General features: G+C 45.5%; 10 protein-coding genes. 8 read left to right on the top strand and 2 right to left on the bottom strand.

Annotated elements, in window-relative coordinates:
- Positions 1–86: 86 nt before the first annotated feature.
- The 8 genes from AB4Z08_RS08075 (at position 87) to AB4Z08_RS08040 (ending at position 12,454) form a co-directional block, all read left to right on the top strand.
- On the top strand, positions 87–1,292 hold the full coding sequence (locus AB4Z08_RS08075) for an IscS subfamily cysteine desulfurase (RefSeq protein WP_441573217.1): 1,206 nt from the start codon (positions 87–89) through the stop codon (positions 1,290–1,292).
- 62 nt (positions 1,293–1,354) lie between these two features.
- Positions 1,355–2,095 carry a gliding motility-associated ABC transporter permease subunit GldF gene (gene gldF / locus AB4Z08_RS08070; protein WP_441573216.1) on the top strand — a complete coding sequence of 247 codons (741 nt, stop codon included), beginning with the start codon at positions 1,355–1,357 and terminating at the stop codon, positions 2,093–2,095.
- Positions 2,096–2,117: 22 nt separating this feature from the next.
- On the top strand, positions 2,118–3,821 hold the full coding sequence (gldG, locus tag AB4Z08_RS08065; RefSeq protein ID WP_441573215.1) for a gliding motility-associated ABC transporter substrate-binding protein GldG: 1,704 nt from the start codon (positions 2,118–2,120) through the stop codon (positions 3,819–3,821).
- Between the two features lie 123 nt (positions 3,822–3,944).
- Positions 3,945–4,913 (top strand): TerC/Alx family metal homeostasis membrane protein, encoded by a 969-nt coding sequence (locus tag AB4Z08_RS08060; protein WP_441573214.1) that lies wholly within the window; start codon positions 3,945–3,947, stop codon positions 4,911–4,913.
- 58 nt (positions 4,914–4,971) lie between these two features.
- Positions 4,972–7,476 carry a bifunctional UDP-N-acetylmuramoyl-tripeptide:D-alanyl-D-alanine ligase/alanine racemase gene (locus tag AB4Z08_RS08055; protein WP_441573213.1) on the top strand — a complete coding sequence of 835 codons (2,505 nt, stop codon included), beginning with the start codon at positions 4,972–4,974 and terminating at the stop codon, positions 7,474–7,476.
- A 60-nt stretch (positions 7,477–7,536) separates the two neighbouring features.
- Positions 7,537–8,190, top strand: coding sequence for a lipoprotein signal peptidase (locus AB4Z08_RS08050; RefSeq protein ID WP_441573212.1), 654 nt, complete (start codon positions 7,537–7,539; stop codon positions 8,188–8,190).
- A 402-nt stretch (positions 8,191–8,592) separates the two neighbouring features.
- Positions 8,593–11,460 (top strand): TonB-dependent receptor, encoded by a 2,868-nt coding sequence (locus tag AB4Z08_RS08045; RefSeq protein WP_441573211.1) that lies wholly within the window; start codon positions 8,593–8,595, stop codon positions 11,458–11,460.
- Positions 11,429–12,454, top strand: a complete 1,026-nt coding sequence (locus AB4Z08_RS08040) for a sulfite exporter TauE/SafE family protein (protein ID WP_441573210.1) — start codon at positions 11,429–11,431, stop codon at positions 12,452–12,454. The genes AB4Z08_RS08045 and AB4Z08_RS08040 overlap by 32 nt, the downstream gene beginning before the upstream one ends.
- On the opposite strand, the gene AB4Z08_RS08035 is transcribed toward AB4Z08_RS08040, so the two are convergent.
- Both AB4Z08_RS08035 and fumC read right to left on the bottom strand, forming a co-directional pair.
- Positions 12,437–13,429 (bottom strand): 2-hydroxyacid dehydrogenase, encoded by a 993-nt coding sequence (locus AB4Z08_RS08035; protein WP_441573209.1) that lies wholly within the window; start codon positions 13,427–13,429, stop codon positions 12,437–12,439. The genes AB4Z08_RS08040 and AB4Z08_RS08035 overlap by 18 nt on opposite strands.
- Positions 13,430–13,555: 126 nt before the next feature.
- Positions 13,556–14,956, bottom strand: coding sequence for a class II fumarate hydratase (fumC, locus tag AB4Z08_RS08030; RefSeq protein ID WP_441573208.1), 1,401 nt, complete (start codon positions 14,954–14,956; stop codon positions 13,556–13,558).
- Between the last annotated feature and the right edge of the window lie 45 nt (positions 14,957–15,001).

The raw sequence follows: 15,001 nt of genomic DNA, 5'->3' as shown, positions 1-15,001 counted from the left end.
TTTCGGAATATGCTTAACCAGGTAAAAATAGAACTTATGTTGTAAATTTGTTTGGTTCGGATTTTAATATAAATAGAAAGATAAATATGTTACAGCTGCCTGTTTACCTGGACAACAATGCCACCACTCCCTGCGACCCAAGGGTGGTAGCTGCTATGTTACCTTACTTCACGGAAGTATATGGTAATGCCGCCAGCCGCAGTCACCCGTTTGGATGGGCAGCAGAGGAGGCGGTAGACTATGCCCGTGAGCAGGTAGCGAAGCTGATTGGTGCAGAGCCCAAAGAAATCGTATTTACCTCCGGGGCGACAGAAGCTGTTAACCTCGCCATCAAAGGCGTATATGAAATGTATGCCGGCAAAGGTCAGCATATTATTACCGCCGTTACCGAACACAAAGCGGTACTGGATACCTGTAAACACCTGGAAAAGCAAGGGGCGCACGTCACCTGGCTACCGGTGAACCGGGATGGGGAAATAGATCTGGCGGAGCTGGAAGCTGCCATTACGCCACAAACCATCCTTATCAGTATCATGTATGCTAATAATGAAATAGGGGTGATCCAGCCAATACGTGCTATCAGCGATATAGCCAGAAAGCATGGCGTTCTGTTTATGACCGATGCCACACAGGCCGTTGGAAAAATCCCTGTAGACGTCAATACAGACGGTATAGACCTGCTCACCCTCAGCGCGCATAAAATGTATGGCCCCAAAGGAATAGGGGCGCTATACGTGCGCAGACGGTCACCACGTGTAAAACTCACCGCTCAGATAGATGGAGGCGGACATGAAAGGGGCATGCGCTCCGGCACCCTGAATGTACCCGGTATTGTAGGCCTGGGAAAAGCCTGCGAACTATGCCAGGCAGAAATGACGGCGGATACTGCAAGGATAACACCCATGAGAGACCACCTGGAAAAAGCGTTACTGGAACTGGAACAGTCATATGTAAACGGCTCCATTTCCCATCGCCTGCCACATACCACCAACCTGTCTTTTAAGTATGTAGAAGGAGAAGCCCTGATGATGGGCTTTAATAAAAACATTGCCCTCTCTACCGGTTCCGCCTGTACGTCGGCATCACTGGAACCCAGCTATGTGTTGAAAGCACTGGGCCTGAGCGATGACCTCGCACATGCCTCCCTCCGTTTCGGACTGGGACGTTTTACCACAGATGAACAAATAGATTATGCCATCCAGACCATTACCGATGCGGTCAATAAACTAAGAAGTATGAGTCCCATCTGGGAAATGTATAAAGATGGTGTAGACCTCGATACAATAGCCTAAAAGGTAATAGCGTTTAGCTATATTTGTATCTTTACTAATATCCTAATCCTTACAAACTGTTCATGCTAGCCATCTTTAAGAAAGAGATAAACCAGTTTTTCAGCAGCGTCACCGGCTATGTAGCCATCATCCTGTTTTTGCTGGCAAACGGATTATTACTTTTCGTTTTTCCGGAAACCAGTTTGCTCGACACCGGCTACGCCAACCTGGATCCGCTGTTCAACCTGGCGCCACTCATTTACCTCCTGCTGATCCCCGCCATCACCATGCGTTGTTTTGCAGATGAATTTAAAAGCGGCACCATGGAATTACTCAGTACCAAACCACTCACCGGCTGGCAGATCGTAATGGGTAAATTCTGGGGCAGCATGGTCATTGTGCTTATTTCCCTGGTGCCTACCATTGTATATTATTTCGCCATCCGGCAGTTAAGTGTAGATGCCCAACAACTGGATACCGGCGGCATCATAGGGTCTTATATAGGACTTTTACTGCTGGGCGCAACATTTACAGCTACCGGCATATGGTCATCTTCCTTAACCAACAATGCGATGATCGCCTTTCTCATTGCGCTTTTTACCTGCTTTATACTTTATAATGGTTTTGATGCCATCAGCAAAATACCTGCTTTCAGCGGCGGGGCAGATTATTACCTGCAAATGGCCGGTATCAAGTTCCATTATACTTCTATCAGCCGTGGCGTGATCGATAGTCGTGACATCGTCTATTTTATCAGCATCATCGGCCTGATGCTCTATCTCACTAAATTATCCCTCCAAAGAAAACTCTGGCAAAACGGGTAAAAGACCTGCCTTACTAAATGATATGGCTACACGAAAAAAATACATACAACGTGCAATAGCAGTAATACTGGTACTCACGGGCATTAATATAGCAGCCGCTTACTTTCATGGCAGATGGGATCTGACAAGCGAAAAAAGATATACACTCACCAACAATACGCGGCAAATGCTGCGGAAGCTGGACAGTCCGGTTGATATTGAAGTTTTCCTGAAAGGCGATTATCCCGCCAGCTTCCGGCAGTTGGCACAAGCTACCACCGAATTACTGGAAGAGTTCCGTGAATATGGCAAACAAAACTTACGGTTTACGTTTATCAATCCCGGACAGGGCATGACAGATACTGCCCGCATGAAGTTCCTCGGAGAACTGACGGCACAGGGCATCATGCCTTTTAATATGAAAGTACAGCAGGAGGCCAATGATGGCTTCGCGGAAAAACTCATTTTCCCGGGTGCACTCGTGCACTATAAAGGGAAAACGATGGGGGTAAACCTGTTAAAGAACCAGGGAGGACAGGATCCGCTGCAAACCATGAACAACTCGGAAGCTTTGCTGGAATACCAGTTTGCCAACGCCATCAGCAAATTGCAGGAAAAAGAAAAGCCACTCGTAGGGTATATGCTCGGTCATGGTGAATCATTGGGAGCAGAAGTATATGATGCGCTGAGTACCCTGCAAACCAACTACGCACTGGATACACTTACTTTACAGGCAGCCTCCTTTATTTCACCCGAATTTGATGTGATCCTCTTTGCCAAGCCTGCCGGCACTTTCAGCGATGCAGACAAACTCAAAATAGATCAATATGTGATGAATGGCGGTAAAGTGCTGTGGTTTATTGACGAGTCCAGCGCTACCATGGACAGCTTACATCAACACAATGAATTTGCAGCTGTTGATCGTGGATTAAACCTCGAAGACCTGCTGTTCCGCTATGGCGTGCGCATTAACCAGGACCTGGTGATGGATCTGCAGAGCGATGTAGTGCCACTGGTGGTGGGCAACGTGGGTAACCGGCCACAGATACAGCAGATACCGTTTCCCTACTTTCCGATGCTCATGCCAACCAAAGCGCATCCTATTGTAAAAAATCTGGATATGGTGCTGAGTCGTTTTGTGAGTTCTATTGACACGATAAAAAATGACGCTGTCCGGAAAACTATTTTACTGACCACTTCCCACAACAGCCGTACTACCAGGCTGCCGGCGGAAATCAGCTGGGACGTGGTAAAAACACAACCCAATCCCCGCGAATACCGTCAACAGTACCTGCCAACAGCTGTTTTGCTGGAAGGACACTTTACATCTTTATTCCGTAATCGTCAGGATCCCGCAGTAGTAAGTGAACTGCAACGGGCATCCGGCAAGCCTTTCCGGGATGCTACCGATACCGTTAACAAGATGATTGTAGTGAGTGACGGTGATTTGATTGCCAACGCCGTGTCCCGTAAAGAAGGCCCATTGCAAATGGGTATCAACGAATTTAACCCGGGCTTTGCCTTTGCCAATAAAGAGTTTTTCCTCAACTGCCTCGAATACCTCAGTGGCAACAGTGGCATCATGGAAGCGCGCAACAAAGAACTGACGCTGCGCCTGCTTGATAACGAAAAAATCAGGCAGGAAAAAACCAAGTGGCAGGTGATCTGCTTCCTGGTACCTATTGGGCTGGTACTGTTGTTCGCAATGGTTTTCCAGTTTGTACGGCAACGGAAATTCGCAGATTAATACCGCCAACACATTAGCTTTTAGCGTTTCTATACACAATCTTTGGCAGAAACACTAAAAGCTAACTCCTAAATGCTAACAGTCGTTTTCTTATCTTTGCTCCTTCATAAAAAAAATCGTCACATGACATCCATACAATGGACCTATCTCATATTCTTTATTGTGGTAGTCATTGCATTAATTTTTGATCTTGGTTTATTTAGTAAAAAAAACGAGAAGACTAGTATCAAAACCGCGCTATGGCAAAGCATTTTCTGGGTAGGCCTCTCCGTTTTGTTTTTTGGATTCATGTGGATTGTAGATGGTTCTGAAAAGGCAGTCAGCTTTATGAGTGCTTATCTGATGGAGAAGTCATTATCCATGGATAATATTTTTGTATTCATTCTCATATTTGGTTTTTTTAAGATAAAAGAAGAATACTATGCCCGGGTGTTACTGATCGGTATCATATTGGCGATTGTCTTCAGAGCGATCTTTATCAGTGTGGGCGTGGTACTGATACAGCAGTTCGAGTGGATCCTGTATATTTTTGGCGCGTTTCTGCTGTATACCGGTTACAAAATGTTTACTGCCAACAGTGATGATGAATTCAAGCCGGAAGAAAATTTTGCTTACCGGTTCATGAATAAATATATGCGGGTAACAACAGAAGAGCCAAAAGGGCGTTTTGTTATTCGTAAACATAATAAGGCGTATCTCACCACGTTATCATTGGTAGTGGTAATGCTGGCGGTCACTGATATTATATTTGCACTGGATTCTATTCCAGCTGTATTTGCCATATCGAAAGAACCAGTAGTGGTGTATACCTCCAATATATTTGCGGTATTAGGACTCAGGTCCTTATTCTTTTTACTGAGAGGGGCGGTAGATAAATTTGATTATTTACCTCAGGGTATTGCAATTGTGCTTATTTTCATAGGACTGAAAATGCTCATAGAATCTTTCGTTCACATACCCGTATTGGCAAAGTGTTATATTCACATACCGGTATATGTATCGTTAATTGTAATTATACTATGCCTTGGAGGTTCCATCCTCTATTCTCTCTATCATGAGAAGAAAAAATTACCGGAAGCAGAAGAGAAGTAAAAAGCAGCTGTAGACAATGTTTTTGCGGCCGCTAAGTGATTATTCAAACCTGATAAACGTGTATAACGCAGCAAGCATCAACAAGACTTTGAAAGGGGAATTGTTGCAAGAGACCGGATTTTCTGAAATTGACCATCTTTTATTGGACAGCAGGAAGCTCAGCTTCCCCGAAACATCTCTGTTCATTTCTTTGGTTAGCCCACGGCGCAATGCGCATCAATACATTGAAGAATTGTACCGCAAGGGGGTGAGTAATTTTATTGTGAGCGAACCTGTGCCACTGGAAAAATATCCGAAAGCCACTTTCATCCTGGTAAAAGATACATTACAAGCCCTGCACGCACTGGTGGCCTTTCACCGTCACCATTTTCATATCCCTGTTATTGGTATTACCGGCAGCAATGGAAAAACCATTGTGAAGGAATGGCTGTACCAGTTGCTGGAAAAGGATTACAACATCGTACGCAGTCCCAAAAGTTATAACTCCCAGATCGGCGTACCCTTGTCTGTATGGCAAATGAAGCCGGAACACCAGCTGGCTATCTTTGAAGCGGGCATTTCACAACCCGGTGAAATGGTGAACCTGGAAAAGATTATCCGGCCTACTATCGGCATTTTCACCAACATCGGTGAAGCCCACAGTGAAGGATTTTTAAATATCCGGCAGAAGATCAATGAGAAGCTGGTATTATTTGCCAAAAGCGATATCCTCATTTACTGCAAAGATTATCTTGCCCTGAATGAGTGTGTGCTGGCCTTTCATAACCAGGTAGGTAAAAAGGAAAACCAGGAAGGTGGCCCTGAATTATTCTCCTGGTCCAGGAAAACAGATGCCGACCTGCGCGTGATCAGTGTAGATAAAAAGGATAATCATACCCGCATAGATGCCCTCTACAAGCAGGAGCCACTTCATTTCACCATTCCTTTTGTAGATGAAGGCTCTATTGAAAATGCCATTCACTGTGCCGCATTGATGCTCTACCTGGGCAAGGAAGAAACAGTGATACAACAGCGGATGGATCAGTTGAGCAACATCGCTATGCGACTGGAACTGAAACAGGGTATTAATAACTGCTCTGTTATCAACGACAGCTACAGCCTGGATCTGGGTTCTTTAACCATTGCCCTGGACTTCCTCCAACAGCAGCAGCAGCACGCTACCCGCACTGTTATCCTCAGCGATATCCTGCAAAGTGGCAAGAGCGATGCTACTCTCTATGAAGAAGTAGCGGATCTGTTACAGAAAAAAGGCATCAATAAATTACTTGCCATTGGTAAAAACATTGGCCGTGAAAAGAAAAGCTTTCAGCAGATAGAAGGACTGAAAACACAGTTCTTTACGACTACTGATGAATATATACAACAGTTTAATGCGGACGACTTCCAGAATGAAACCATACTGGTAAAGGGTTCCCGCATATTTCAGTTTGAACGTATCGGCAAACTGCTGGAACAGAAAGCGCATCAGACTATCCTGGAGATTAACCTCACCGCTATATCACATAATGTAAAGCTGTATCAGTCGCTGTTAAAGCCTAATACCAAATTAATGGCCATGGTGAAAGCATTTTCCTATGGCAGCGGTAGTTTTGAGATAGCCAACCTCCTGCAGTTTCATGGCGTTGACTACCTTGCGGTAGCCTATGCGGATGAAGGTGTGGAGTTAAGGAGAGCAGGTATTACCATGCCTATTATGGTGATGAATCCTGAACCCGCCAGTTTTGATGCCATTCTTCACTGGAACCTGGAACCGGAAATTTATTCCATGCAGATATTACTGCAGTTTATGGAAGAAGTGACCGCAGCAGGCAAAACAGATTTCCCTGTTCATATTAAACTGGACACGGGTATGCACAGACTGGGCTTTGTGAAGAGTGAAATTGCAGAACTGGCGCAAATACTGACGGCCACCCCGTTAATGAAAGTACAATCCATATTCAGCCACCTGGCCGCGAGCGAAGATCCGGAGAAGGATGCGTTCACACAGCAGCAGGGCCGGTTGTTTTATGATATGAGCCATGAATTGCAGAAAGCGCTGGGTTATGCCGTGATCCGTCATATTTCCAATAGTGCTGCTATCACCCGCCATCCTGATTTACAGCTGGATATGGTACGGTTAGGCATCGGCATGTATGGTATCGACAGCAGCAATGGTATACAGGATCAGCTCCGTAATGTGAGTACCCTGAAAACCACCGTAGCGCAGTTAAAGCACCTGGATGCCGGCGATGCTGTGGGTTATGGCGCCACCTGGGTGGCCAAAGGTCCATCCGTTACGGCTACCGTGCGTATCGGCTATGCTGATGGTTATCCAAGAAGATTGGGCAAGGGCCTAGGCAAAATGCTGGTACGGGGCAAACTGGCGCCTGTAGTAGGCGTAGTAGCCATGGATATGCTGATGCTGGATGTAACACATATTCCGGATGTGGAAGAAGGGGATGAAGCGATTGTTTTTGGCCAGGATTTGTCCGTACAGGAGCTCTCCGCCTGGGCTGAAACCATTCCCTATGAAATATTAACAGGAATTTCACAGCGGGTAAAAAGGGTATATTTCCAGGAATAATGATATTGCAGGCTTCGACTTTGAAATAAACTATTATTTTTGATAAAATTCTAATATCAGTTGAAATATCGTCACGTAGTATTTATCGTTATCCTGATCCTCGCCATTGACCAGACCCTGAAGTTCTGGATCAAAACGCATATGTTTATGCAGCAGGAATTTGTGATTTTCCCTAATTGGTTCCGGATCCATTTTATTGAGAACGAAGGAATGGCCTATGGGCTTAAGTTTGGAGGCGACTTTGGCAAGATTCTGCTTACCATGTTCCGCCTGGTAGCGGTAGTGGTAGGGTTCGTGTACATGAAGAAACTTATTAAAGAAAAGTACAGTACAGGCCTGCTGATCTGCGGTTCCCTGATTCTGGCTGGTGCAGCCGGTAACCTGATAGACAGTATGTTTTACGGTTTGATCTTCAACGACAGCGTAGGTTACGAAGTAGCTAAGTTTATGCCTTCCGGTGGTGGCTATGGCAGTTTTTTACACGGTAGGGTAGTGGATATGCTGTATTTTCCCATCTATGAAGGCTATTTACCCAAGTGGTTACCCTTCAAAGGAGGCGATTATTTCGTGTTTTTCCGTCCTGTATTCAACGTAGCAGATGCGGCTATTTCCACTGGTGTAGTGGCTATCCTGTTGTTCCAGAAACGCTTTTTCGGCAAACATATGCAGCCTAAAGAGATAGAGCAGCCGGTGGCAAAGGATCATGTAGCTTAACTTTTTTTATAAATATTTATAGGGAGAAGCGTTCGCCATTGGCGGACGCTTTCTTTTTGGAGACAAGCCATTATTCCCAATCATCACCTCTTCAAATGATTCCTTTCCTCTCCCGCCCAAAAAATTTCCGGCCCGGCCCCCAGCCCGGTACGTCCTCATTCCCAATGGGTTAAAGCGCCTGCTGCGGCGTGTTTACAATCATCCCCACTGCAATTTTCCAATAAATACGCCCATTTGCTTTGAAATGAAAAATACCCGGACTATATTTGTCTACTAATTCTATAGACTATATGATAATAACTTTTACAAAACAAGCTGGTATTACCCGATGTTGAGGCACGACAACGGTTTACGTCCCCTTATCAATTTTATCTTTCCAGAATCTATAATGTTGACAACACTATGCAAAAGTTCTTACCTATACTGGCAAAATACCTTTTTGCAATATTGGTATTCAGTCCGGTACTAGTACAGGCACAGCTCAATGGCTCCTATGTAATTCAGGGCACTATTACAGATGACCATGGCAACGCCCTTCCCGGCGCATCTGTTCAGATTAAAGGCACCTCTTTTGGCTCACAAACAGATGCCAATGGCCATTTTGAAGTAACTACCAACGCCAAATTTCCCCTGAAACTTGTATTCAGGCTGATAGGCTATCAACCCCAGGAATTTGATGTAAAAAGCAGCAGCAGCAAACTGGCCATCCAGTTATATACGCAATCACTGCTGGTAAATGAAGTAGTTGTATCTGCCTCCCGTCAGCAGGAAAAGCTGCTCCGCTCCCCGGTAGCCATCGAAAAGCTGGACATCCGGGCCCTGAAAGAAACGCCGTCTTCTACCTTTTATGATGCCCTCGGCAACCTGAAAGGTGTACAAATGACTACTGCAGGTCTGACTTTTAAAGTATTCAATACCCGTGGTTTCAACGTTCCCAACAACTTCCGCTTTATGCAGCTGGTAGATGGTGTGGACAACCAGGCAGCCACACTGGGTGTACCCCTGGGTAACGCCATCGGACCCACGGAGCTGGATATTTCCAGCGTAGAAGTAACACCCGGTGCATCTTCTGCCCTATACGGTATGAACGCTATTAATGGTATGTCTAACCTCATCACCAAAAACCCCTTCCAATACCAGGGGGTGAGTGTATACCAGAAAGTAGCCGTAAACCATGTAGGTGACAACGGGGGCGCCAAATTACTCACGGAAACGGCTGTACGTTACGCACAGTCCTATTCTTCCTGGTTTGCCTGGAAAGTGAACCTGAGCTACATGCAGGGCACCGACTGGTATGCAGACAACCACAGTGACTTTTCCCCGCAATCAAAAGCCAACCCTGATTTCCCGCAACTAAGCGGCGCTAACAACATCGCTAACGATGCATGGAATAAATACGGGGACAACTCCAACCTCCAGGTAATCGACAAAGACGGACGCGCCTACAACGTACACCGCACCGGCTACTGGGAGAAAGATATAGTAGGTGATTTCACCGTAAAAAATAAAAAGGCCGACTTCTCTTTTAACTTCCGCTTACCCCGTAAACTGGAGTTATCTGCTTCCTACCGTTATGGTGAAATGGACGGATTTTTCCAACGTGGTAACCGTATCGGCCTGAGAGGCGTGACCGTACAAAATGCAAAACTGGAACTGGTACACCCGGACTTCACCGTAAGATCCTATATCTCCATTGAAAATACCGGAGACTCTTACAACATGAACCCGCTGGCGGATAACCTGGAAAAATCTTTCAAACCAGATAAAAAATGGCTGGCAGATTATACCTCCGGCTTAAACAACGCGCTGACAGCTGGTTCTGACCTCGTTGCAGCCCATCAGGCGGCCCGCGCCTTTGCGGATGCCGGCAGATGGACACCAGGTACCCCTGCCTTTGATGCGCAGGTAGCTAAAATTAAAAGCATCAACGACTGGGATATTTACCCTACTTCCAAAGATCCCAACAACACCAGCGGTGGTGCCGCACTCTTACAAAAGAGCCGTTTCTACCATACAGAAGGTACCTGGAACCTGCGTAAATACATCCACTTCGCCGATGTACTGGTAGGCGCCGATTACCGCACCTACGAAATTATCCCGGATGGTAACAACTTCGTAGATTTTTCCCGTCCTGCTGATAAACGTAACACACCAGGTGGCAAAAATATCTGGTACGGAAAATATGGTGGCTTTGCACAAATCAGCAAAACATTTTTCAACGATGCACTGAAGCTCACCGGCTCCCTGCGCTACGATAAAAATGAGCAGTTCGATGGTAAAATAAACCCTCGTATTGCTGCGGTTTACAGCATTAAAGACAAACACAACTTCCGCATTTCCTGGCAGAATGGATTCCGCTTCCCTTCCCTGTTTGAAGCTTACTCCTTCGTAAACAACGGCCAGGTTAGACGTGTAGGCGGTCTTGCTTTCATTGAAGAAGGACTTGGTTATTTCAAAAACTCCTTCCTCACCAGCACAGTAGATGCGTTTGGCGTAGCGGTTAATAAAACCATCAATGCGGAACACATCTCCAAAGATGCTGCTGCTGCAAAAAATGCCGGCATACTGAAAGTTGCTAACCTGGATCCTATCGTTCCTGAACAGATTACTTCATTTGAAGCAGGCTATAAAGCCGTACTGCTGGACAACAAATTATTTGTGGATCTGGACGGTTACTATAGCTCCTACAAACATTTCATCGGACAAATAGAAGCAGTGGTACCCAAAACCGGTAACGTAAACACACCTGATCAGACAGTACTGAACCAGATGCTCGACAAGGCACAACAAGACCGCTACCGCGTTTGGACAAATAGTAAATCTACCGTAAACAACTACGGTTTTGCACTGGCGGTTACCTACGATATCTATAAAGGCTACACCGTAAGTGGTAACGCCAACTACAATAAACTGGCACAGGACAAAACCAAAGACGATGCGTTGATTCCTGGTTTTAATACGCCTGATTGGTTTACCAACGTGAGCCTGGGTAATCGTAACGTAGTGAAGAACATTGGTTTTAACGTGGTATGGCACTGGCAGAATACGTTCTACTGGCAGAACCTTTTTGGCAACGGCGACGTACCTGCCTACAACACGGTGGATGCGCAGATCACCTATCGCGTACCAAAGATCAACACCTCCTTTAAACTGGGTGCCTCCAACATCCTGAACTCCAAATACTTCCAGTATGTAGGTGGTCCCACTATCGGCGGACTGTACTACTTAACGGTAACGTATGACAATGTTTTCAAGAAGATTAACAGATAATTATTTCAGCGATGCAGGTATTCCATCTGCATCGCTGTTTTCTTCACCTCTCAATGTAACTGATATGACTACACGATCTACAGCCGTAGCAGGCACAGTAACAGCAAAGCAGCAGTCCTCCTACAAATGGTGGCAGATTGCCGGCATATCGCTGATCGTGGTCATTGCATTGGTGGTGCTGTATCGATTCCAGGCGCCCACAGCTGTTCAGGGCAAAATATACCAGTTCATTGAATCGTTGTTTACAACAGAGTTGTTGTTTTATATTATTGTTGGCTTATGTGCACAACTGGTAGATGGTGCATTGGGCATGGCTTACGGGGCAACATCCTCTTCCCTGTTGCTGGGCTTGGGTGTATCTCCTTCTGTGAGCAGCGCCAGCGTACATGTAGCTGAAGTATTTACCACAGGGGCATCGGGGTTTGCTCATTTCAAGCTGGGCAATGTGAACAAGAAACTTTTCTTATGCCTGTTGATTCCGGGCATGATTGGCGCCATTACAGGCGCTTATCTCTTATCCGACAAGATAGACGGTGATGTGATAAAACCCTTTATCAGCGCTTATTTACTCGTACTGGGCATTATCGTCATCCGAAAAGGCATCCAGAAAAACAAGCGGAAAAGCAAAACAAAAAGATTGGGACCGCTGGCTTTTGTGGGTGGATTTATGGATGCTATTGGCGGCGGAGGCTGGGGGCCCATTGTTACCTCTACCTTATTGAGCAAGGGCCGTACCGTACATTATACCATTGGCTCTGTGAATGCTGCTGAGTTTTTCATCTCCCTTTCCAGTGCAGCAACTTTCCTGATATTTACAGGCATCTCCAGCTGGCAGGTAATTGTAGGTCTGGTGATTGGCGGCGTAATAGCCTCTCCTTTTGCAGCGATACTGGTAAGAAAAACTAAACGAAAACCGCTCATGATCATGGTAGGTATCCTCATCATTATCCTGAGTTTGCGTACTATCGTTACTACGCTACTTCACCTCATTTAAGAGGTCTTCTCCTTTTTCGTAACTACGTATATTGTTTAACGTTACCTCTGCAATCTGTGTTAATGCTTCTTTCGTAAAAAATCCCTGGTGGGCAGTTACCACTACATTGGGGAAAGTGGTTAATCTTGACAGCACATCATCCTGGATAATACTGCCGGAAAAATTCTGAAAAAACAGGTGTTCTTCCTGTTCATATACATCTATTCCCAATGCCCCAATATGCCCGTTTTTGAGTGCTTCCACTACTGCCTTCGTGTCAATCAATCCGCCACGACTGGTATTAATCAATACCACACCGGGTTTCATGGTAGCAATGGTATGTGCATTCACAATATGGCGGGTGCTTTCCAACAGCGGGCAATGTAGTGATATCACATCTGCCTTCGAAAAAACAGTGGCCATAGATACATATTCCACACCTGCTTCCTGCAAGGCTGGTTGTTCGTAAATATCATGAGCATATACTTTGCAGCCAAAGCCCTGCATTATGCGGCAAAATACGGCGCCTATATTACCGGTACCTATTACCCCGATAGTTTTGCCAAAGAGATCAAATCCTTCCAGTCCGTTCAGCGTAAAGTTACCATCACGTACACGGTTATACGATTTATATATTTTCCGGTTGAGTGCCAGCAGTAAGGTTACCGCATGTTCTGCCACTGCATGTGGTGAATAAGCGGGTACCCGTACCACTTTAATACCGGCTGATGCAGCGGCTTTGAGGTCTACATTATTAAAGCCGGCGCAACGCAGGGCTATTAATTTTACACCTTTCTCTTGCAATATATGGATGACAGTGGCATCTGCTTTATCATTTACAAATATGCAGATTGCCTGTTCTTCCTTTATCAGTGCTGTATTATCCTCATTCAGCGGGGCATCCAGGAAACGAAAACGATGCGATCCCTGCTGATTAGCCTGATTGAAATAATTTATATCGTAAGCCTGGGCACTATAAAAAAGAATATCCATCATGATTAGCTGTTAGGTTTTAGCTATTAGTCGTTAGCACAAAATAAAAATGCAGCGGGATAAAAGTAGTTTATATACTTCTAATCCTCGCTGCATTTCACTAAAAGCTAATAGCTAAAGGCTAATAGCTCACTTTATTTCTCCTACCATGTGAGCGGGCACTACCCATTCATCAAATTCAGCCGGGGTTACATAACCCAGTTTCACGGCCATTTCTTTGAGGGTAGTTCCTTCCTTATGGGCTTTCTGCGCAATTTCAGCTGCTTTATAGTAACCGATTTTGGTGTTCAATGCAGTTACCAGCATGAGGGAATTTTCCACATGTTTTTTGATGTTGGCTTCAATAGGTTCGATACCTTCAGCGCATTTGTCGTTGAAGCTTACGCAACCATCACCGATCAGGCGGGCAGAATGCAGGAAGTTGAAGATCATCACTGGTTTAAACACGTTCAGTTCGAAGTGTCCGTTAGAACCGCCAATGCTGATGGTCACATCGTTACCCATTACCTGTGCAGCAATCATGGTGAGTGCTTCGCACTGGGTAGGGTTTACTTTACCTGGCATGATAGAAGAACCAGGCTCATTGTCAGGGATGTGAATTTCGCCGATACCTGCGCGTGGGCCGGAGCTCAGCATACGGATATCGTTGGCTATCTTCATTAAACTTACAGCTACCATTTTCAGTGCGCCATGTGCTTCTACGATAGCATCATGTGCTGCGAGCGCTTCAAATTTATTTTCAGCGGTGATAAAAGGAAGTCCGGTTAACAGGGCTATATTTTTTGCCACGTTTTCAGAGTATCCTTTAGGCGTGTTGATACCAGTACCAACTGCAGTGCCGCCCAATGCCAGTTCACTCAGGTGAGCCAGTGAATTGTTGATCGCTTTTAAGCCATGATTCAGCTGTGCTACATAGCCGCTGATTTCCTGACCGAGTGTAAGCGGGGTAGCATCCATAAAGTGGGTACGACCAATTTTCACTACGTTTTTAAATGCTTCCGCTTTTTTAGCGAGGGTATCGCGCAGCTTTGTAATACCGGGAATAGTTACTTCCTGCAGCATTTTATAAGCAGCAATGTGCATGGCAGTAGGGAAGGTATCGTTGGAAGACTGCGATTTATTCACATCATCATTGGGATGAACGAATTTATCTTTGTCTGTCAGCTGACCACCATGTAATACGTGCGCGCGGTAAGCTACCACTTCGTTCACGTTCATGTTGGACTGTGTACCAGAACCGGTTTGCCAAACTACCAGTGGAAACTGGTCGTCCAGTTTACCTTCCAGGATTTCATCGCATACCTGACCAATCAGATCACTTTTTTCTTTCGGCAGCACACCCGCTTCCACGTTAGTGATGGCAGCCGCTTTCTTCAGATAAGCAAATGCCTTGATAATTTCTTTCGGCATTTTGTTGATATCCTGGGCGATCTTGAAATTTTCAATGGAGCGCTGTGTTTGAGCGCCATAATAGGCATTTACAGGCACTTTCACCTCGCCCATTGTGTCTTTCTCTATTCTGAATTCCATGACTTAAACTTTTAAGGGTACAAAAGTACGGCTTTACGGATAGGG

Source organism: Chitinophaga sp. RAB17 (assembly GCF_052114225.1).
Classification (GTDB): domain Bacteria; phylum Bacteroidota; class Bacteroidia; order Chitinophagales; family Chitinophagaceae; genus Chitinophaga.
This window is presented reverse-complemented; position numbering and strand designations above follow the sequence as displayed.